The organism is Enterobacter cloacae complex sp. P13B (genome assembly GCF_014895915.1).
GTDB lineage: Bacteria > Pseudomonadota > Gammaproteobacteria > Enterobacterales > Enterobacteriaceae > Enterobacter > Enterobacter bugandensis.
In genome coordinates this window covers 27,372-47,534 of sequence record NZ_JADBQN010000035.1, presented here as the reverse complement: position 1 = coordinate 47,534, position 20,163 = coordinate 27,372, and the positions used below count along the sequence as shown (strand labels likewise).

The following is a 20,163-nucleotide window of genomic DNA, read 5'->3' as shown; positions in this document are numbered from 1 at the left end:
CCATGTCCCCGGACTGTACACCCCCAAAAGGGCGAGGGGGAAGTTATTACCCCTGCTCCCCCATCATCTCCTTCACCAGCTCGACGCAGCGCAGGAAGCGGGTGTCATAATCCGACTCTTCCACATGCACAAACTCAACGTTGTTCTCGTTGAGCATCTCCACCAGCATGGTCTGGAACTCGCGCCTGTCCACCGAGCTGCCCAGGCTGCGCATGCCGTCGGCCACCCACGGGGTGTTGTTTTCCAGCAGGATCACCAGGTCAAAGCGGTATTCGTCAATCAGCGCCTGCACGAACGGGTGCTCGCGCCCCTCGTACTTTTTACAGAACGCCTGCGTGGTGACGAAATCGGTATCAATAAACGCCACTTTGTTAGCGTATTTCACCGCGAAATCAATGTACTGGGCGTGCCCGAGCGCGATTTTATCGTAGTCGGAATACTGCAGTGCCATCTCGTCGCCGCCGAGGTGAGAGAAGACGTAATCGCGTCCATACTCCCACGCGCTGGTGGTGTTGAAGATGTTCGCCAGCTTGTTGACCAGCGTTGATTTACCGCTCGACTCGCCGCCCAGAATAGCCACCGTACGCACGAAGAACGGCTTCACTTCGGTCGGAATATAATCCCAGTAGCGGAACGGGTTCTCGCGGATCTGCGCCCCGCTGATGTTCATAAAGGTGCGTTTCGGGTCGATCAGCACCGTCTCAATGCCCAGATGCTCGCGGAACTGCGGCGCGTCGGACTCTTCAGAAGTGTAGATCCAGTTAGGTGTAATGCCCTTCTCTTCCATAAACGCTTTGATGCCGTTGCTCCACACGTCCCAGCCGTGCGGGTACGGCTCCATGCCCTCTTCATTAAAGGCATGAATGCGAATGTTTTTCTGGTACTTAAAGGTCTGCAGCAGCCAGCGCAGACGGTCAGGCACGGTGGGCTGCTGCGACATGGCGCTGTCTTCAAAGAGCTGGCGATCGCGCGTTTCGTCGTAGCCCATGATGATGTGCAGCTCGTCCACCTGGCTACAGGCGCGCTGGATCAGATAGATATGCCCGGTATGCAGCGGATAAAACTTGCCGAACACCACGCCGATGTTCTTTTGCATTCGCGGGAACTCCAGCCCCAGAAAGCGGTGCAGCGCTTCAAGCTTCTGCGCGCTGGGGCTTTTGATTTTGGCGTTCAGCAACTGGCTCAGGTAGCCTTTGGTCATGCCGCTGGCGTCCGCCACCTGCTGCAGCGTGCAGCCCTTCTGGCGGATCGCGGTCTTGATGTAGTCAAATGATGACATAAATTACGGTGCCTCCTGCAAAATCGAATACGTAATTATAAGTCGTCAAAGACATTTAACGCATCTGCGAGTTTCTTAACGCCAAAGACCTGCATCCCTTCCGGGATTTTTTTCGGTACGTTGGCGGCGGGAACGATCGCCCGACGGAAGCCGTGCTTTGCCGCCTCGGAGATACGCTCCTGGCCGCTGGGCACCGGACGGATTTCCCCGGCCAGACCCACTTCACCGAAGACGACCAGATCCTGCGGCAGCGGTCTGTCGCGCAGGCTGGAGACCATCGCCAGCAGCAACGCCAGGTCTGCGCTGGTCTCAGTGACTTTCACCCCGCCAACCACGTTGACGAACACATCCTGATCCGCCATCTGCAGCCCGCCGTGACGGTGCAGCACCGCCAGCAGGATCGCCAGGCGGTTCTGCTCCAGACCGACCGCCACGCGCCGCGGGTTACCCATCATCGAGTGATCCACCAGCGCCTGAATTTCAACCAGCAGCGGGCGCGTCCCTTCCCACAGCACCATTACCGAACTGCCGGAGGTGATCTCATCGCCGCGGCTCAGGAAGATGGCCGACGGGTTGCTGACCTCGCGCAGCCCCTGCTCGGTCATAGCAAACACGCCCAGTTCGTTCACCGCGCCAAAGCGGTTTTTGTGGCTGCGCAGGGTGCGGAAGCGGGAATCCGCGTCGCCGTCGAGCATCACCGAGCAGTCAATACAGTGTTCGAGCACCTTCGGACCCGCCAGAGAGCCATCTTTGGTCACATGGCCGACCATCACAATCGCCACGCCGCGCGTTTTGGCAAAGCGCGTCAGGTAAGCGGCTGTCTCACGCACCTGCGCCACGCTGCCCGGCGAGGACTGAATGTCCGCCATGTGCATTACCTGGATGGAGTCGATCACCATCAGCTTCGGCTGCTCTTCTTCGGCGATCATGCAGATCTGCTCGATGCTGGTTTCCGACAGCATGTTCAGGTTACCGGTCGGCAAGCCGAGACGGTGAGCGCGCATCGCCACCTGCTGGAGGGATTCTTCACCCGTCACGTACAGGGTTTTCATCTGTTCGGCGAGCTTGCAGAGCGTTTGCAGCAGCAGGGTCGATTTCCCCGCCCCCGGGTTACCGCCGATCAGAATCGCGCTGCCCGGCACCACGCCGCCGCCCAGCACGCGGTCAAACTCTTTGAAGCCGGTGGAAAAGCGCGGCAGCGCTTCCAGGCTGATATCAGAAAGCTTTTGCACCTTCGACACGCCTGCATTGCCCGCATAGCCGCTCAGGCGCTCATTGCGGGCCACGCTCGGCGAAGCCGCCACACCACGCACTTCGGTGATGGTGTTCCAGGCATGACAGGCGCTGCATTGCCCCTGCCAGCGCGGATAATCCGCACCACATTCATTACAGACAAATGCGCGTTTTGGAGCTTTCGCCACGGTTTACCTCGTTATTTCTGATTAAGGCTGCCGGAGAGAATGCAGAACACCCCCATCAGGTCAGCGTGACGGATAGTGACTTCCGTCTTTTCATTCACTTTTGGTTTGGCATGGTAGGCAATGCCAAGGCCAGCCACTTTGATCATTGGCAGATCGTTCGCGCCGTCGCCAATGCCGACGGTCTGCTCGACCGGAATCTCATACTTTTCCGCCAGGCGCGTCAGAGTATTGGCTTTGTACTGGGCATCCACGATATCGCCGATCACCTGGCCGGTCAGCTTGCCGTCCATGATTTCCAGCTCGTTAGCGACCACCGTGGTCAGATGCAGTTTCTCGCGTAGATAATCCGCAAAGAAGGTAAAGCCACCGGAGGCGATCGCCACTTTCCAGCCGAGGGACTGGAGCTTCAGCACCAGCTGCGTCAGCCCCGGCATCAGCGGCAGCACGTCGCGCACCTGGCGCAGGATGTTAGCATCGGCCCCTTTCAGGGTCGCCACGCGCTGGCGCAGGCTGGCGGTGAAGTCCAGCTCGCCGCGCATCGCACGCTCGGTGACTTCCGCCACCAGCTCGCCGCTGCCTGCCAGTTTAGCAATCTCGTCAATACATTCGATCTGAATAGCGGTGGAGTCCATGTCCATCACCAGCAGCCCCGGCGTTTTCAGGTGCGGAATTTTGCCGAGAGGCGCTACGTCCAGCCCGGCGTCATGCGCCAGACGCGTGGCGCGCTGCGTCAGGGAACCCGCGAGGCGAATGACCTGGTAATCTTCCACGCACCAGGCGGCAACAATGACCATCGCCGCGCCCAGTTTGGTTTGATACTGGGTCAGGCGTTGCTTATCCAGACCGCGTCCATAGAGGAGCCAGCCGCTACGGCCAGCGTGGTAATCCAGAGGCATCACCTCATCGCCACTTAACGAGAGCGGCAATCCTGGCCATAAAGAGACATCCGTTGGCAGGTCACACCAGGTAATGTTCGGCATTAAAGCTCCTGTAATTTTGTTCGCGCCGGAAGGTTCCAGAGGGAAAATAACGCATGAGGCTACCCTGTAACCATCACTTCTGGCAACATTAAGCCCTAAATTTTCAGCAGGTGGAATATGGCTCGCGCAAAACTGAAATTCCGGCTTCATCGCGCCGTGATTGTCCTGATCTGTCTCGCACTGTTAGTCGCATTGATGCAAGGGGCATCGTGGTTTAGCCAGAATCATCAGCGGCAGCGCAACCCGCAGTTTGAAGAGCTGGCCCGTACCCTGGCGCGTCAGGTGACGCTCAACGTTGCGCCCCTGATGCGCAATGAAACGCCGGACGATAAGCGGATAGGCCAGGTCTTGCGTCAGCTCACGGAAAACAGCCGCATTCTGGATGCGGGCGTGTACGATGAAAAAGGCGACCTGATTGCCCGCGCCGGTGAGCACGTCGACGTGCGCGACAGGCTGGCGCTGGACGGCAAAAAAGCCGGAGGCTATTTCAACCAGCAGATTGTCGAACCCGTTCAGGGTAAAAATGGCCCGCTGGGGTATCTGCGCCTGACGCTGGATACCCACACCCTGCCAACAGAAGCTAAGCAGGTGGATAACACCACCAATATTCTGCGCCTGATGCTGTTACTCTCGCTGGCGATTGGCGTCGTGCTGGCGCGCACGTTGCTTCAGGGCAAGCGTACCCGCTGGCAGCAGTCGCCGTTCCTGCTGACCGCCAGCAGGTCGGTTCCCGAAGACGAAGAGAGCGAGAAGAAGGAATAGTGATAAAGTAGGCGAAAGATATGGAAAAGGAACTCTGCCATGACGACGTTACGCCTGCTTATCTCTGACTCTCACGATCCCTGGTTTAATCTCGCGGTTGAAGAGTGCATCTTCCGCCAGATGCCCGCCACCCAGCGCGTCCTGTTTCTCTGGCGTAACGCCGATACGGTGGTCATCGGCCGCGCGCAAAACCCGTGGAAAGAGTGCAACACCCGGCGTATGGAAGAGGACAACGTCCGTCTCGCACGCAGGAGCAGCGGCGGCGGCGCGGTGTTTCACGATCTGGGCAATACCTGCTTTACCTTTATGGCGGGAAAACCGGAATACGACAAAACTATCTCTACGTCTATTGTGCTCAACGCGCTCAATGCGCTCGGCGTGACGGCTGAAGCCTCGGGGCGGAACGATCTCGTGGTCAAAACGCCCGAGGGCGACCGCAAGATCTCCGGCTCCGCCTACCGCGAAACGATGGATCGCGGGTTCCACCACGGCACCCTGCTGCTGAACGCCGACCTGAGCCGTCTGGCGAACTACCTTAATCCTGATAAGAAAAAGCTCCAGGCTAAGGGCATTACCTCCGTGCGCGGACGCGTGGCGAATCTGGTGGAGCTGCTGCCGGGGATTACGCACGAGCAGATTTGCGACGCGATCCGTGAAGCGTTCTTTGAACATTACGGCGAGCGCGTGGATGCGGAAGTGATTTCGCCGGATAAGACCCCGGATCTGCCCAACTTCGCCGAAACATTTGCACGCCAGAGCAGCTGGGAATGGAACTTCGGCCAGGCCCCGGCGTTTTCACACCTGCTGGACGAACGTTTTACCTGGGGCGGCGTGGAGCTGCACTTTGACGTGGAGAAAGGCCACATTACCCGTACGCAGGTGTTTACGGACAGCCTCAACCCGGCACCGCTGGAAACGCTGGCGGCCCGCTTGCAGGGCTGTTTGTATCGGGCGGATATGCTGCAGCAGGAGTGCGACGCGTTAATGGGGGATTTCCCGGAGCAGGAACAAGAGTTGCGGGACTTATCGGCATGGATTGCGCAGGCCGTACGCTAGTAAAAAAGCCCGCTGGCGCTGCGCTTAGCGGGCCTGGAAAACCGTAGGCCGGGTCAGGCGAAGCCGCCACCCGGCACAACAGCTCTTACTCTTTATCGCCCAGCAGAACGGATTCCAGCGCGATTTTGATCATGTCGTTGAAGGTGGTCTGACGCTCGGCAGCGGTGGTCTGCTCGTGGGTGCGGATGTGGTCAGACACGGTGCAGATGGTCAGCGCTTTCGCACCAAACTCAGCCGCCACGCCGTAGATACCGGCAGCTTCCATTTCCACGCCCAGGATACCGTATTTTTCCATCACGTCGAACATGTCGCCTTCTGGCGAGTAGAACAGATCGGCAGAGAACAGGTTGCCCACGCGCGCGTCAACGCCCAGCGCTTTTGCCGCGTCAACCGCGTTACGCACCATGTCAAAGTCAGCGATTGCCGCAAAGTCATGATCCTTAAAGCGGATGCGGTTAACTTTAGAGTCGGTACATGCGCCCATGCCGATCACCACGTCACGCAGCTTAACGTCCATACGCACCGCACCGCAGGAGCCTACGCGGATGATTTTCTTCACGCCGAAATCGGTGATCAGCTCTTTGGTGTAGATGGAGCAGGACGGGATACCCATGCCGTGGCCCATAACGGAGATTTTGCGGCCTTTATAGGTACCGGTGAAGCCCAGCATGCCGCGAACGTTGTTCACTTCACGCACGTCTTCGAGGAAGGTTTCTGCAATGTGCTTCGCGCGCAGCGGGTCGCCCGGCATCAATACGACGTCAGCGAAATCACCCATTTCTGCATTAATGTGAGGAGTTGCCATCTTCAGTTCCTTTTACATTGTTTATTCTTTTCACCCTCTCCCTGTGGGAGAGGGCCGGGGTGAGGGCATCAGACCGCACCCAACATGATTTAGAACATGGCTTTACCATATTCCATGTCAGACGTACCAAAGTATTTCGCCAGGGTCTGGCCGATGTCCGCGAAGGTTTCACGGTGACCGAGCGAGCCCGGCTTCACTTTCGGGCCGTACACCAGCACCGGAATGTGCTCACGGGTGTGGTCGGTGCCGGTCCAGGTTGGGTCGCAGCCGTGGTCCGCAGTCAGGATCAGAATGTCATCTTCCCCCACCAGCTCCATCAGCTCCGGCAGACGGCGGTCAAACAGCTCCAGGCCCGCAGCATAACCGGCTACATCGCGGCGGTGACCCCAGGAGGAGTCGAAGTCCACGAAGTTGGTGAAGACAATGGTCTTATCGCCTGCTTCTTTCATCTCTTTGATAGTGGCATCGAACAGCGCATCCAGACCGGTCGCTTTCACTTTTTTGGTGATACCGCAGTTGGCGTAGATATCCGCTATTTTGCCCACGGACACCACGTGACCGCCCTTCTCGTCAACCAGCTTCTGCAGCACGGTTGGCGCCGGTGGCTCAACGGCCAGGTCATGACGGTTACCGGTACGCTGAAAGTTACCCGCTTTGTCGCCGATAAACGGACGTGCGATAACGCGGCCAATGTTGTAGCCGCCTTCGGTCAGCTCTTCACGGGCGATTTCGCACAGCTCGTAGAGTTTATCCAGGCCAAACGTCTCTTCGTGGCAGGCAATCTGGAACACGGAGTCAGCAGAGGTGTAGAAAATCGGTTTGCCGGTTTTCATGTGCTCTTCGCCGAGCTGATCCAGAATCACGGTGCCGGAAGAGTGGCAGTTACCGAGGTAGCCCGGCAGGTTGGCACGCTTCACCAGCTTATCGAGCAGCTCCTGCGGGAAGCTGTTCTCGTGATCGGAGAAGTAACCCCAGTCAAACAGCACCGGCACGCCGGCGATTTCCCAGTGACCGGACGGGGTATCTTTCCCGGAAGAGAGCTCGTGTGCCCAGGCGTAGGCGCCCACGACTTCCGCATTGCCGTCCATACCGGCTGCGATTTTACTGGTAGAGCCTTCATGTGCTTTTACCAGCCCGAGGCGGGTGAGATTAGGTAGAGTCAGAGGGCCTTTACGACCGTTGTCCGCTTCGCCTTTTGCACAGGCTTCCGCGATGTGACCCATGGTATCGGAACCCACGTCACCAAAACGTTCTGCATCTTCGGTTGCGCCGATGCCGAATGAGTCCAGCACCATAATAAATGCACGTTTCATAATTGTTCTCCGTACTTAGTGCTTCATAAAAATGCGATCAGATCAGTATACCGCTATTCGGTGATACGACGATAGACCGTCGGTGTGGTTTCCGGTGCTTTATCGTCAAGAGATATTGCCGCTTTCACCGCTTTCGCCGCGTCCTGCCAGCTGGCTTCGTCTTTCGCGTGGATCACCGCCAGCGGACGTTGGCCGTCGACGCTGTCGCCCAGACGGGCCATATCGGTAAAGCCGACGCTGTAATCAATGGTGTCCGATGCCTGACGACGACCGCCACCCATAGATACAACAGCCATGCCAAGCGCGCGGGTGTCCATGGCGGAGACAAAACCTTCGCCATCCGCATAAACAGCTTTGCTGAGCATCGCGGTCGGCAGGTATTTCGCGTAGTTTTCGACGAAATCGGTCGGGCCTTTCTGCGCCGCCACCATGCGGCCAAAGATCTCCGCCGCTTTGCCGTTGTCCAGCACCGCCTGCAGTTTCGCGCGGGCTTCCGCGTCGTCTTTGGCCAGCTTGCCGGAGATGAGCATCTCAACGCACAGCGCCATGGTGACATCGAACAGGCGCGGGTTACGGTATTCGCCTGTGAGGAACTGCACGGCTTCGCGGACTTCAACCGCGTTACCGGCGCTGGAGGCCAGCACCTGGTTCATGTCGGTCAGCAGCGCGGTGGTGCGCACGCCCGCGCCGTTGGAGACGCCAACGATCGCTTCGGCAAGCTGAGCAGAGAGTTCATAGGTCGGCATAAACGCGCCGCTGCCCACCTTCACGTCCATCACCAGCGCGTCCAGCCCTTCCGCCAGTTTTTTGGCGAGGATAGAGGCGGTGATCAGCGGGATGGAGTCTACGGTGGCGGTAATATCGCGCGTCGCGTAAAAACGCTTGTCTGCCGGAGCAAGAGAGCTGGTCTGGCCGATAATCGCCACGCCAACGTCTTTAATAATATCGCGGAAGCGATTGTCATCCGGGAAGATATCGAAGCCCGGAATGGCTTCCAGTTTGTCGAGCGTACCGCCGGTGTGGCCCAGGCCGCGCCCGGAGATCATGGGAACGTAACCGCCGCAGGCTGCCACCATAGGGCCGAGCATCAGGGAGGTCACGTCGCCCACGCCGCCGGTGGAGTGTTTGTCCACAATCGGGCCGTTGAGGTTGAGGCTTTTCCAGTCCAGAACGGTTCCTGAATCTCGCATCGCCATGGTCAGCGACACGCGCTCAGGCATCGACATATCGTGGAAGAAAATGGTCATCGCCAGAGCCGCAATCTGCCCTTCTGAGACGGTGTTGTCACGAATGCCGTTGATGAAGAAGCGAATTTCTTCGTCGCTTAAAGCAAGACCATCACGTTTTTTACGAATAATTTCTTGTGCGAGAAACACGGTAACCCCCATGCGGAATCGGGTGAATGGCGGCGGGTACGCTTACCCGCCCTGCGATCCTGTAGGCCGGATAAGCAAAGCGCCATCCGGCATTGTCTGGCAATCAGTAGCTGCTTGCGCTCTTACCGTCGCCGTGACCCAGCGCCTTCAGCAGGCTTGCCAGCAGGCTGGACGCGCCGAAGCGGTAGTGGCGGGAATCGGCCCAGTCGGCGCCAAACAGCTCGTCAGCGATCGCCAGGAACTGCTGCGCGTCTTCCGCGGTACGTACGCCGCCCGCAGGTTTGAAGCCCACGGTTTTGGACACGCCCATATCGCGGATAACTTCCATCATGATGCGCGCGCTTTCCGGGGTCGCATTGACCGGCACTTTACCGGTAGAGGTTTTGATGAAATCCGCACCGGCTTTGATGGAAATTTCTGACGCCTTACGAATCAGCGCCTCTTCTTTCAGCTCGCCGGTTTCGATGATCACTTTGAGCAGCACGTTTGCCGCCGCACACGCGTCTTTACAGGCTTTCACCAGGTCAAAACCGACCTGCTCGTTGCCGGCAATCAGCGCGCGGTACGGGAACACCACATCAACTTCGTCTGCGCCGTAGGCAATTGCCGCGCGGGTTTCCGCCAGCGCAATCTCAATGTCGTCATTGCCATGCGGGAAGTTAGTCACGGTTGCAATGCGCACGTCCGGCGTGCCCTGCTCTTTCAGCGTTTTGCGGGCAATCGGGATAAAGCGCGGGTAGATACAGACGGCGGCGGTGTTACCCACTGGCGTTTTCGCCTGATGGCACAGGGCGATGACTTTCTCATTGGTGTCGTCATCGTTCAGGGTGGTCAGGTCCATCAGCTTCAACGCGCGCAGGCTGCTTGCAGTTAAATCGGTCATAACATTCTCCAACGGCAGTGCCGTATAAATTTTACCTTGCGGGTCTGTGAGTATTCTAACATTCACCCGCATCCACACTTCGACATTCATCACAGTTAATGAAAACTGCGTACAAATTTGCATTACTGTAATGAGATCTTCTTCAAACTTTAGCGTGCAAATTGCTGACTAAAGCAGCGATACCCCTTGTTGGATCAAAAGCGCCGGCAGGCTGGCTTTCTACAATCCGTTCATCATCCGCAGAACATTCAAGGAAGTGAACATGCCCGACGCCCTGCAACAACGTTGCCAGCACATTGTGACAAGCCCGCTGTTAACCCCGGAGCAAAAACGTCATTTTTTGGCGCTGGAAGCGGAAAATTATCTGCCCTACCCGACGCTATCTCCGGCCGCCCGCGCCGCGCTGGACGAGGGGTTTATCTGCGACATGTACGAAGGCCATGCGCCCTACAAACCGCGCTACGTGCTGCCGGATTATGAAAAATTCCTGGCTAACGGTTCGCAATGGCTGGAGCTGGAAGGGGCGAGAGATCTTGATGACGCCCTCTCTCTGTTAACTATTCTCTATCACCATGTTCCTTCCGTCACATCAATGCCGGTCTATCTGGGGCAGCTTGATGCGATACTGAATCCCTATGTTAGAATTCTAACACAAGAAGAAATCGATAGCCGAATAAAACGTTTCTGGCGCTATCTCGACAGAACGCTGCCCGATGCGTTTATGCACGCCAACATCGGGCCTGCTGACGGCCCCATCACCCGTGCCATTCTGCGTGCCGACGCTGAACTGAAGCAGGTTGCGCCCAATCTGACCTTTATCTACGATCCTGAGATCACCCCAGACAATTTACTGCTTGAGGTGGCAAAAAACATTTGTGAATGCAGTAAACCGCATATTTCAAACGGCCCGGTGAATGATAAAATTTTCACAAAAGGCCGTTTTGGCGTGGTGAGCTGTTACAACTCTCTGCCGCTGGCGGGCGGTGGCAGCACCCTGGTGCGCCTTAACCTCAAGGCAATAGCCGAACACAGCACATCCATTGACGACTTCTTCACCCGCACGCTACCGCACTACTGCCAGCAGCAAATTACCATCATCGATGCGCGCTGCGATTTTCTGTACGGGCAATCCGGCTTCTTTGAGAATAGCTTCCTGGTGAAAGAGGGGCTGATTGATGCCGATCGGTTTGTGCCGATGTTTGGCATGTACGGTCTTGCCGAAGCGGTGAACGTACTGTGTGAGAAAGCAGGCATGGCGGGGCGTTACGGTAAAGACGAGCAGGCCAACGCGCTGGGTTATCGCATCAGCGAACAGCTTGCGGCGTTTGTTGAAAATACGCCGGTGAAGCACGGCTGGAAGCATCGCGCGATGCTGCACGCCCAGTCAGGCATCAGCTCCGATTCGGGCACCACGCCGGGGGCGCGTCTGCCGTACGGTGACGAGCCGGATCCTGTCAGTCATCTGCTGGCCGTAGCGCCGCACCATAAACACTATCATTCCGGGATCAGCGATATTTTAACGCTGGATGAGACGGTAAAACGCAATCCGCATGCGGTGGTTCAGCTTTGCCTGGGGGCGTTCAGGGCCGGTATGCGTGAGTTCACCGCGAATGTGGCCGGTAACGATCTGGTACGCGTGACCGGCTATATGGTTCGCTTGTCGGATCTGGAGAAATACCGGGAAGCGGGTTCGAGAACAAACACCACCTGGCTGGGGGAAGAGGCCGCACGCAATACCCGTATTCTGGAACGTCAGCCGCGCGTGATAAGTCATGAACAGCAGATGCGCTTTAGTTAGTCAGGTCATCCCCTTCTCCTGCGTGGACGGGCCGGGCAGCCGCCTGGCGCTGTTCCTGCAGGGCTGCAACCTGCGCTGCAAAACCTGCCACAACCCGTGGACCATCGGGCGCTGCAACGACTGCGGGGACTGCGTGCCCCACTGCCCGCACGACGTGCTGACCATTCAGGCCGGACGCGTCTGGTGGCAGGAGAGTCACTGCCAGCAGTGCGACACCTGCCTGCGCCTGTGCCAGCAGCAGGCCACGCCCATGGCGCACCGCCTGAGCGTCGACGAGATCCTCGTTCAGGTCCGTAAATCCGCGCCCTTTATCGAAGGGATCACCGTGAGCGGCGGCGAAGCCACAACCCAACTGCCGTTTTTGATCGCCCTGTTTACCGCGATCAAAACCGATCCTGAGCTACATCATTTAACCTGCCTGGTAGACAGCAACGGTCTGCTAAGCGAAACCGGCTGGCAAAAACTGCTGCCGGTGCTGGATGGCGCAATGCTGGATCTCAAAGCGTGGGGGAATGAACATCACCGCTTCCTGACCGGACGCGAAAACCCGCAGATTAAGGAGAGTATTCGCTGGCTGGCAGACCGTCACCGTTTGACGGAGCTCCGCTTGCTGGTCATCCCGGAACAGTGTGATTATCTGGAACATATCAAACCGTTGATCGCGTTCATCCTCGAGCTGGGGAATGTTCCGGTGCGTATTAACGCGTTTCATGCACACGGGGTCTACGGCGAGGCGGCGTCATGGCGCAGCGCCACGCAGGAAGATATTGAACCGCTGGCGCGGGCGCTGGAAAAACAGAAGATAACGGTGATTCGTCCGGCGCTTTATCTATAGCGTGATACCAAAAACCGAACGGGTATTTTCGAGCAGCGCGCTGGCAATGACCTCTTCAGGTTCCTGACGCAGTTCGCACAGCACGTCAAATACCCGCGCCGCCTGTTCCGGGCGATTCGGCTGCCCCTGAAAACCATTCAGCGGCATATCGGGGGCATCCGTTTCCAGTAACAGCGCAGAGAGAGGCAGCTGCGCCATTACGTCACGGGTTTTACTGGCGCGCGGATAGGTGATGGTGCCACCGATGCCAATTTTATAGCCCAGTTCAATAAAACGCTGCGCCTGCTGCAGGCTGCCGGAAAAACCATGCACTACGCCTCTTCGCGGCAGGTCGATGCGCTTCAGGTGCATCGCCAGTTTGTCATGAGTGCGTCGGGAGTGGAGGATCACCGGCAGATCGTGACGCTTTGCCAGCCGAAGCTGCGCGTCGAGGATCGTCTGCTGGCGTTCAAACTGCGGATCTTCGCGATAGAGATCGAGGCCGATCTCGCCGATGGCGACAAGTTTCTCTCCTGCACGTTGCAGCACCCGATCCAGCTCTTCAAGATGCTCATCACGATGGCGCTCAATCACAATCGGATGCAGGCCGAGCGCGGCATAAAGCGCGGAGTGTCGCGCGGAAAGATCCAGCACGCGGGTAAAATAGGCCGCTTCAACCGACGGCACAATGATGGCCTGCACGCCGGCTTCGGCAGCTTTCGCAATGCTTTGCGCTTCATTCCCCGTAAACGGCGGGAAATCAAAGTGGCAGTGGGTATCAACAAAGCGGTGCGTCACGCCAGATCCTCATTATCCAGTAAAGCGTCATTCGCCTGCGGAATGTCCACCAGCGGCATGGTCAGGGCGTCATTGGCGACAATTGCAGGTGGCGTAATAATGCGTTTATGGCGATGCAGAGGCGGTTGCTCGGCCAGCATTTTCCCGACGGTCGCCAGGAAGTAACGCCCGCACAGCCGCCCCGTTTTGTAATCCATACGCAACGCAGGCAACCGGCTGCCCAACGCCATGCTCAGCAGCGGCTTAGGCGGATAAATTTCAAAGATGCGCAGCTTGCCCGGGGGTTTTTCAATAAAGCGCTGCATCGCGCCGTAGGTGGTTTCATGCTGCTTCGCGATGTTCACCAGCGGCTGCAGGCTGCTGTCGCCCAGCCAGCGCTCCATCCGCTTAAACCACTGGGGGGTGTAATACATTTGCGACGGAACGGTACGGATCACCACGATAGTTTTCGCCCCGCGTCGCGCGGCTTCCTGAACCGGCACCGCGTCGCTGATGCCGCCGTCCAGATAGCTGATGCCATCCAGCAGCGCGCCGGTACGATAAAAACCGGGAATGGCGCTGGAGGCGCGGATGATGTCGAGCCAGTTCTCCTTCTGCGGTGAGAAATAGCCCGGCGAATAGTCATCCCCCCGGCTGGCGCACATCCAGAATTCTTTGCCGCTATCAAACAGGCGGGCGGCGGTATCCATGGCCAGCGGCATCTGGCTGGAGGTCGACTCCAGCAGCCAGTCGAGATCGATCAGGTTGCCGCCGCGAACGAAGCGCACCGGGTTAAAAAATTCTTTCGCCGTGGTGAAGCGCATGATCACTTTTCGCGCGTAGCCGGGCTGGTTACAGACATAGGCAGAGAGATTCTGCGCCCCGGCGGACGTGCCGAAGTAGAGGTCAAACGGGTTGAACTGCGCGCGCATAAATTCATCCAGCACGCCGGCGGTAAAAATGCCGCGCTGTCCTCCCCCCTCGCAGACCAGTGCGAGTTGACCCGCACTAAACGGTTTTAACGTCAGCGGCGCAATATTGCCGAGCGTAACGGGAATTCGTTGCCCCACCTCTGCTTTCCTGTTTTGATTATTTTATCACTCCACAGTAACGCACCCGACCTGTAACGCAAATAAGAAAAAGCCAGTCGCAGTGACTGGCTTTATTTTGTTGAAGGAATATTGCGTTTGCTACGGACGTCTACGACCCGTAAACAGGCTGACCAGGAACAGAATAATACCGACGACGAAGACAATTTTAGCTGCCCATGCCGCTGTACCTGCCAGACCACCAAAGCCCAATGCGGCGGCAATTAACGCGATAACCAGAAATATAATGCCCCAACGAAACATAAGCTTCTCCTTTACCATAGTTAATGTCGGCCGCTAAACGTGAGCGCTCAGGTCACTCACCGGCGTTTTTCCAGAGTCGTTCTTATTTCGCCCGCAGGGTTAAACCTTACGGGCGAATGGTCCAGAATTACTTCGTTTTCAAATCGTTTTTAACGCTTTTAACACCATCAATGGCTTTCGCAATTGACTCGGCGCGTTCACTTTGCGCCTGTGAATCAACCGTACCGGAAAGCTGAACCACGCCATCGGTGGTTTCCACTTTCACCTTACGAGACGGCACGATGTCATCTGCTAACAGTTTAGCTTTGATTTCGCTGGTAGTAGCGGCATCACCGGCATAACCTTTCACCGAGGCGTTTTTACCGTCGCGAACGTGCAGTTTATCGCTCACGGATGCAACACCTTCGACACCCTTCGCCACCTTCACAGCCTGTTCGGCCTGGGCCTGGCTTTCAACAAAGCCACTCAGGGTAACGACCTTTTTGTCGGTCTTAACGGAAATATCGGTGCTCTTGATGGCTTCATCATCCACCAGTGCGGCTTTCACTTTTGCTGTGATAGAGCTGTCGTCCATGAAATTACCGACTTTATTCATAGAGCTATCGATTTTTTGCCCTGCGGTGTCGGCCGTGGACTGTGCTTTATCCATGGTGCTGCTTTCCGCCAAGGCGGAACCGCTAACCAGAACGCTACCCAGTGTTACAGCCAGCAGAGTTTTAGAAATCTTCAGTCTTGTCATATTCATCGATGTATTCCTGTGTTTTACCCGTTATTCGGGCTAAATACTTCCTTAGTAGTTTTATATATCGCGAATAAACACACGGGTGAAATGGAGAACCAATCGACATGCATTGAACAGTTAATTCATCCATGCCCGGTGCTAAACACTGAGTTAAATATAGATCACTCTCACAATGCCGCTTTCAGAATTGCGTAAAAAACGCGCGAATAGCGTGAATTTGCGGTGAATTAAGAACATTCCGCAAGGGACTAATAAGACAGGAATAAAAGAAGAGCACGGCGATTGCCGTGCTCCGGGAGGGGATTAGTGTTCGCGCGTTTTGCGGAACTGAACGTCTGGATAACGTTCCTGCGTCAGGTTCAGGTTGACCATCGTTGGCGCGATATAGGTCAGGTTGTCGCCGCCATCAAGCGCCAGCTGAATTTCGTTCTTACGCTTAAATTCTTCGAATTTCTTCACGTCAGAACACTCAACCCAGCGCGCGGTCGCCACGTTGACCGATTCGTAAATCGCTTCCACGTTGTACTCGCTCTTCAGGCGCGCAACCACCACGTCGAACTGCAGCACGCCGACCGCGCCAACAATCAGATCGTTGTTGGCGATTGGACGGAACACCTGCACGGCGCCCTCTTCAGAGAGCTGAACAAGGCCTTTCAGCAGCTGTTTCTGCTTCAGCGGATCGCGCAGACGAATGCGACGGAACAGCTCCGGTGCGAAGTTCGGAATACCCGTGAACTTCATCATCTCGCCCTGGGTGAAGGTATCGCCGATCTGGATCGTACCGTGGTTGTGCAGACCGATGATGTCGCCCGGATACGCCTCTTCAACGTGCGAACGGTCGCCCGCCATAAAGGTCAGCGCGTCGGAAATCACGACATCTTTACCGATGCGCACCTGGCGCAGCTTCATGCCCTTCTCATACTTACCGGACACCACGCGCATGAAGGCCACGCGGTCGCGGTGTTTCGGGTCCATGTTGGCCTGAATTTTAAAGACGAAGCCGGTGAACTTCTCTTCCTTCGCTTCCACTTCGCGGGTGTCGGTTTTACGCGGCATCGGCTGAGGTGCCCACTCCACCAGACCGTCCAGCATGTGATCAACGCCGAAGTTACCCAGCGCGGTACCGAAGAAGACCGGGGTAATTTCGCCGCTCAGGAACAGTTCTTTGTCGAACTCGTGAGACGCACCCTTCACCAGCTCCAGCTCGTCGCGCAGCTGCGCGGCCAGCTCTTCGCCAACGGCGGCATCGAGATCCGGGTTGTCCAGACCTTTCACAATGCGCACTTCCTGAATGGTGTGGCCTTTACCGGTCTGATACAGGTAAGTTTCGTCTTTATAGAGGTGATAAACCCCTTTGAACAGCTTACCGCAGCCAATTGGCCAGGTGATTGGCGCACAGGCGATCTTCAGCTCGTTTTCCACTTCATCCATCAGCTCCATCGGATCGCGGATGTCACGGTCGAGTTTGTTCATAAAGGTGAGGATCGGCGTATCGCGCAGACGGGTAACTTCCATCAGCTTGCGGGTACGATCTTCTACACCCTTCGCGGCGTCGATCACCATCAGACAGCAGTCCACCGCCGTCAGGGTACGGTAAGTATCTTCGGAGAAGTCTTCGTGCCCCGGGGTGTCCAGCAGGTTCACCAGGCAGTCGTGATACGGGAACTGCATCACGGAGGTGGTAATCGAAATACCACGCTGCTTTTCCATCTCCATCCAGTCAGATTTTGCATGCTGGCTGGAGCCACGGCCTTTAACGGTACCCGCAGTCTGGATCGCCTGTCCGAACAGCAACACCTTCTCGGTGATGGTCGTTTTACCGGCATCGGGGTGCGAGATAATGGCAAAAGTACGGCGCTTGGCCACCTCTTGCAGATAAGGAGACAACGTCATAATTAAATCTTCTTTTATAAGCGCGGCAGCACGCCACGCATCATGGAATACAAAATTGCGGCTATTTTACCCATCAACGGGGGGCAGGCAATCATTGTTTACACAGGAGTTGCTCCAGTTCGGTCAATGACGTGACGGTCCAGGTTGGCTCGATGCCTTCAGGCTTCACGCGGCCATGCGCATTCAGCCAGACGGTCGACAAACCTGACTTCATACCGCCAAGAATATCAGACTCTGCGGTATCACCCACCATCAGCACGCGATCGCGGTCGGGATTACCGGCCTGCGCCAGCGCATAATCGAAAATTCGCGGATCCGGTTTCGGCACGCCGACCTCTTCCGAGATCACCAGTGCGTCAAAATGATCGCGCAGGCCGGTGCGCTCCAGGCGGATTTGCTGCAGCGCGGTGAAGCCGTTAGTGATGATCCCCAGTTTCACCTTGCCTTTCAACGCATTCAGCAGGGAAACCGCGCCCGGCAGGGGCGCACAGATATCGGCCATGGCGTTAAGGAAAGCCTCGTTCAGCGCCCCCGGACTGACCTTTAAGCGCTCCGCCCAGACGTCAAATCGCTGGTGCTGAAGTTGTAACGCAGTGATGGCACCGTTCTGGTAATCCACCCACAGCGGCTTGTTCACCGCCTGATAGTCCTGAAAATCTTCGGCGGTGAAGGTCACGCTATAGTCGAGAAACATCCGCTGTAGGCCGCCGAACGAGTCAAACGTAAACAGCGTTTCGTCGGCATCAAAGAAAATCCAGTCCCATTTCATCGTTACAACCTTATATTCGTTATCCAATTGGCAGAGCCATGATAATGGCGTCTTCACGTCCCTCTGCGGTGGGGTAGTAGTTACGTCGGACTGTCGCCTCGTTAAAGCCTAAGCTTTCATAGAGCGCGATGGCGGCGACATTCGACGCGCGCACCTCCAGCCACAGGGTGAAAACGTCGCGGGTTTCGAGCTCACGAATGAGATGCTCAAGCAGTTCTCTGCCCAGCCCACGGCGCTGAAACGCCGGGTCGACGGCGATGTTAAACAGCGTCGCCTCGTCAAGAACCACCTGCGTGATGGCAAACGCGGCCAGGGTGCCGTCAACGTCCAGACGGTAGTTCAGATAGCGCTCGCCCTGATTGCTGGCAAACGTTTTTTCGCTCCACGGAAAGGCGTGGGCGCGTGTTTCAATCGCGAACGCTGCGGTCAGGTCAGGCGTCGTGAGGGAAGAAATCGTGTTCATATTCGCAGATTTGTTGCCATAGCGCGCTGCGCGCCTTTGGATTGGCTTTCAGCTCGTCCAGCGCTGGTGAGCTGATTTGGCTCCCCTGAAGAGAGATGTCGTTTGTCTCTCCGATGCGCCAGCTGTTACAGCGGCTATCAGGAGGAAGCATGGCAACCCGTTCCGGCGTCAGCTGTAAGACCTGGTCGGGCGTCAGCTTCAGGCTGCGAAGGACATCACCGATCAGGGGCTCATTCAGGGCAGGCAGTTCTTCCGCCACCATCACCAGCCGAACGTGCGCGGGGATGGAGATGGCGATTTCGCCCTGCAACGCCGTCGGGCGACGCAAAACCCACTGGGTGATGCCCAGCTGCTGCAACTGCCAGTCTCGTCGGGATGTCATAGGGATAACTCCTGTCTCTCAGGCGCGCAAATATAGCAAATGTGTCGAAAGTGCGCCATCTACCTACTATAATCCCCGCCTGAGTTTATTGAGGAACAATTCATGTCTGCATTTACCCCGGCAAGTGAAGTCTTGCTGCGTCACAGTGATGATTTCGAAGAAAGCCGTATTCTGTTTGCCGGAGATATGCAGGATGACCTGCCCGCGCGTTTCGACTGTGATGAAAGCCGTGCCCACACCCAATACTACCACCACTGGCAGGTGCTGAGCCGCCAGATGGGCGAGCGCGCACGCTTCAGCCTGGTGGCGGAGCAGAGCGATATTGCCGACTGCGATACGCTGATCTACTACTGGCCGAAGAACAAGCCGGAAGCCCAGTTCCAGCTGATGAACCTGCTCTCCCTGCTGCCGGTTGGCTGCGATATTTTCGTGGTCGGTGAAAACCGCAGCGGTGTCCGTAGCGCCGAGCAGATGCTGGAAGCCTACGCGCCGCTGACCAAAGTCGACAGCGCGCGTCGCTGCGGTCTGTATCATGGCCGTCTGGAAAAACAGACAACGTTTGATGCGCAGGCATACTGGGACGAGTACCAGCTTGACGGCCTGACCATCAAAACCCTGCCGGGTGTCTTCAGCCGTGACGCGCTGGATACGGGCAGCAAGCTGCTGCTCTCCACCCTGACACCGCACACCAAAGGCAAAGTGCTGGACGTGGGCTGCGGCGCGGGCGTGCTTTCAACGGTGCTTGCCAGCCATTCACCAAAAGTGCGTTTAACCCTGTGTGACGTGAGCGCCCCGGCGGTAGAAGCCAGCCGCGCAACGCTTGCGGCCAACGGCATTGAAGGCGACGTGATTGCCAGCAACGTCTTCTCTGACGTCACCGGCCGCTTTGACATGATCATCTCTAACCCGCCGTTCCACGACGGGATGGAAACCAGCCTCGAAGCTGCGCAAACCCTGATCCGTGGCGCGACTCGTCACCTCAACAGCGGCGGCGAGCTGCGCATCGTGGCGAACGCCTTCTTGGCGTACCCGAAAGTGCTGGACGAAACCTTCGGCTTCCACGAAGTGATCGCCCAGACGGGCCGCTTTAAGGTCTACCGCACCGTGATGACGCGTCAGGCAAAGAAATAATTCGCCATACAATGTAGGCCGGATAAGCGTCAGCGCCATCCGGCAAGCAGGCGTCGCAATTCCGTCCATTTTTGCAGCAATCAATAAAAGGTGCGCACTTTTCTGTTGACGTAAAGCTGAAAACATCTAGAATGCGCCTCCGTGGTTACGATACTTTTACAGTATCG

The 20,163-nt window shown here is 57.0% G+C and carries 20 protein-coding genes; 5 read left to right on the top strand and 15 right to left on the bottom strand.

Annotation, left to right across the window (positions count from 1 at the left end; genetic code table 11):
• Positions 1-46 precede the first annotated feature (46 nt).
• Genes nadR through serB form a run of 3 tightly spaced genes read right to left on the bottom strand, consistent with a single transcriptional unit; the run spans position 47 to position 3,680 of the window.
• Complete coding sequence (gene nadR, locus IM273_RS15825; RefSeq protein ID WP_045259507.1) at positions 47-1,279, bottom strand: multifunctional transcriptional regulator/nicotinamide-nucleotide adenylyltransferase/ribosylnicotinamide kinase NadR; 1,233 nt, start codon at positions 1,277-1,279, stop codon at positions 47-49.
• 35 nt (positions 1,280-1,314) lie between these two features.
• Positions 1,315-2,700 carry a DNA repair protein RadA gene (gene radA / locus IM273_RS15820; RefSeq protein WP_003856523.1) on the bottom strand — a complete coding sequence of 462 codons (1,386 nt, stop codon included), beginning with the start codon at positions 2,698-2,700 and terminating at the stop codon, positions 1,315-1,317.
• A gap of 11 nt (positions 2,701-2,711) precedes the next feature.
• Positions 2,712-3,680 carry a phosphoserine phosphatase gene (gene serB / locus IM273_RS15815; protein WP_028015444.1) on the bottom strand — a complete coding sequence of 323 codons (969 nt, stop codon included), beginning with the start codon at positions 3,678-3,680 and terminating at the stop codon, positions 2,712-2,714.
• 117 nt (positions 3,681-3,797) lie between these two features.
• On the opposite strand from serB, the gene IM273_RS15810 reads away from it, so the two are divergent.
• The gene (locus IM273_RS15810; protein ID WP_028015443.1) at positions 3,798-4,442 is read left to right on the top strand and encodes a YtjB family periplasmic protein; all 645 of its coding nucleotides are present in this window, start codon (positions 3,798-3,800) and stop codon (positions 4,440-4,442) included.
• A gap of 39 nt (positions 4,443-4,481) precedes the next feature.
• On the top strand, positions 4,482-5,498 hold the full coding sequence (gene lplA, locus IM273_RS15805; protein ID WP_193051511.1) for a lipoate--protein ligase LplA: 1,017 nt from the start codon (positions 4,482-4,484) through the stop codon (positions 5,496-5,498).
• A gap of 85 nt (positions 5,499-5,583) precedes the next feature.
• Here lplA and deoD read toward each other — a convergent pair whose 3' ends face one another.
• The 4 genes from deoD to deoC all read right to left on the bottom strand — a co-directional run bounded on the left by deoD (position 5,584) and on the right by deoC (position 9,875).
• Complete coding sequence (deoD, locus tag IM273_RS15800) at positions 5,584-6,303, bottom strand: purine-nucleoside phosphorylase (protein WP_003856538.1); 720 nt, start codon at positions 6,301-6,303, stop codon at positions 5,584-5,586.
• An 89-nt stretch (positions 6,304-6,392) separates the two neighbouring features.
• On the bottom strand, positions 6,393-7,616 hold the full coding sequence (gene deoB, locus IM273_RS15795) for a phosphopentomutase (RefSeq protein ID WP_193051512.1): 1,224 nt from the start codon (positions 7,614-7,616) through the stop codon (positions 6,393-6,395).
• Positions 7,617-7,669: 53 nt separating this feature from the next.
• Positions 7,670-8,992: a thymidine phosphorylase gene (gene deoA / locus IM273_RS15790; protein WP_041911290.1), complete on the bottom strand. Its 1,323-nt coding sequence runs from the start codon at positions 8,990-8,992 to the stop codon at positions 7,670-7,672.
• A gap of 103 nt (positions 8,993-9,095) precedes the next feature.
• A complete protein-coding gene (gene deoC, locus IM273_RS15785; protein ID WP_003856543.1) occupies positions 9,096-9,875 on the bottom strand; it encodes a deoxyribose-phosphate aldolase in 780 nt (259 codons plus the stop codon).
• A gap of 262 nt (positions 9,876-10,137) precedes the next feature.
• On the opposite strand from deoC, the gene IM273_RS15780 reads away from it, so the two are divergent.
• Both IM273_RS15780 and IM273_RS15775 read left to right on the top strand, forming a co-directional pair.
• On the top strand, positions 10,138-11,673 hold the full coding sequence (locus IM273_RS15780) for a YjjI family glycine radical enzyme (RefSeq protein WP_193051513.1): 1,536 nt from the start codon (positions 10,138-10,140) through the stop codon (positions 11,671-11,673).
• Positions 11,648-12,508: a YjjW family glycine radical enzyme activase gene (locus IM273_RS15775; protein ID WP_193051514.1), complete on the top strand. Its 861-nt coding sequence runs from the start codon at positions 11,648-11,650 to the stop codon at positions 12,506-12,508. The genes IM273_RS15780 and IM273_RS15775 overlap by 26 nt, the downstream gene beginning before the upstream one ends.
• Here the strand turns inward: IM273_RS15775 and IM273_RS15770 are convergent.
• From IM273_RS15770 to IM273_RS15735, 8 genes are all read right to left on the bottom strand, one after another.
• Positions 12,503-13,285, bottom strand: coding sequence for a TatD family hydrolase (locus IM273_RS15770; protein ID WP_193051515.1), 783 nt, complete (start codon positions 13,283-13,285; stop codon positions 12,503-12,505). The two genes, IM273_RS15775 and IM273_RS15770, sit on opposite strands and share 6 nt — an antisense overlap.
• Positions 13,282-14,334, bottom strand: a complete 1,053-nt coding sequence (locus IM273_RS15765; RefSeq protein ID WP_032644971.1) for a patatin family protein — start codon at positions 14,332-14,334, stop codon at positions 13,282-13,284. Before IM273_RS15765 ends, IM273_RS15770 begins: the two co-directional genes overlap by 4 nt.
• A gap of 120 nt (positions 14,335-14,454) precedes the next feature.
• Positions 14,455-14,616, bottom strand: coding sequence for a DUF1328 domain-containing protein (locus IM273_RS15760; protein ID WP_003856556.1), 162 nt, complete (start codon positions 14,614-14,616; stop codon positions 14,455-14,457).
• Between the two features lie 127 nt (positions 14,617-14,743).
• Entirely contained in the window at positions 14,744-15,361 is a 618-nt protein-coding gene (osmY, locus tag IM273_RS15755; protein ID WP_028015434.1) for a molecular chaperone OsmY, read from the bottom strand.
• 300 nt (positions 15,362-15,661) lie between these two features.
• The gene (prfC, locus tag IM273_RS15750) at positions 15,662-17,251 is read right to left on the bottom strand and encodes a peptide chain release factor 3 (RefSeq protein ID WP_028015433.1); all 1,590 of its coding nucleotides are present in this window, start codon (positions 17,249-17,251) and stop codon (positions 15,662-15,664) included.
• A gap of 91 nt (positions 17,252-17,342) precedes the next feature.
• Positions 17,343-18,020: a pyrimidine 5'-nucleotidase gene (gene yjjG, locus IM273_RS15745; protein ID WP_028015432.1), complete on the bottom strand. Its 678-nt coding sequence runs from the start codon at positions 18,018-18,020 to the stop codon at positions 17,343-17,345.
• Positions 18,021-18,039: 19 nt separating this feature from the next.
• Positions 18,040-18,483, bottom strand: coding sequence for a ribosomal protein S18-alanine N-acetyltransferase (gene rimI / locus IM273_RS15740; RefSeq protein WP_028015431.1), 444 nt, complete (start codon positions 18,481-18,483; stop codon positions 18,040-18,042).
• Positions 18,452-18,865 carry a DNA polymerase III subunit psi gene (locus tag IM273_RS15735; protein WP_028015430.1) on the bottom strand — a complete coding sequence of 138 codons (414 nt, stop codon included), beginning with the start codon at positions 18,863-18,865 and terminating at the stop codon, positions 18,452-18,454. The genes rimI and IM273_RS15735 overlap by 32 nt, the downstream gene beginning before the upstream one ends.
• 102 nt (positions 18,866-18,967) lie before the next feature.
• Between IM273_RS15735 and rsmC the strand changes: the two genes are divergently transcribed.
• The gene (rsmC, locus tag IM273_RS15730; protein ID WP_045259515.1) at positions 18,968-19,996 is read left to right on the top strand and encodes a 16S rRNA (guanine(1207)-N(2))-methyltransferase RsmC; all 1,029 of its coding nucleotides are present in this window, start codon (positions 18,968-18,970) and stop codon (positions 19,994-19,996) included.
• The last annotated feature ends 167 nt before the right edge of the window (positions 19,997-20,163 follow it).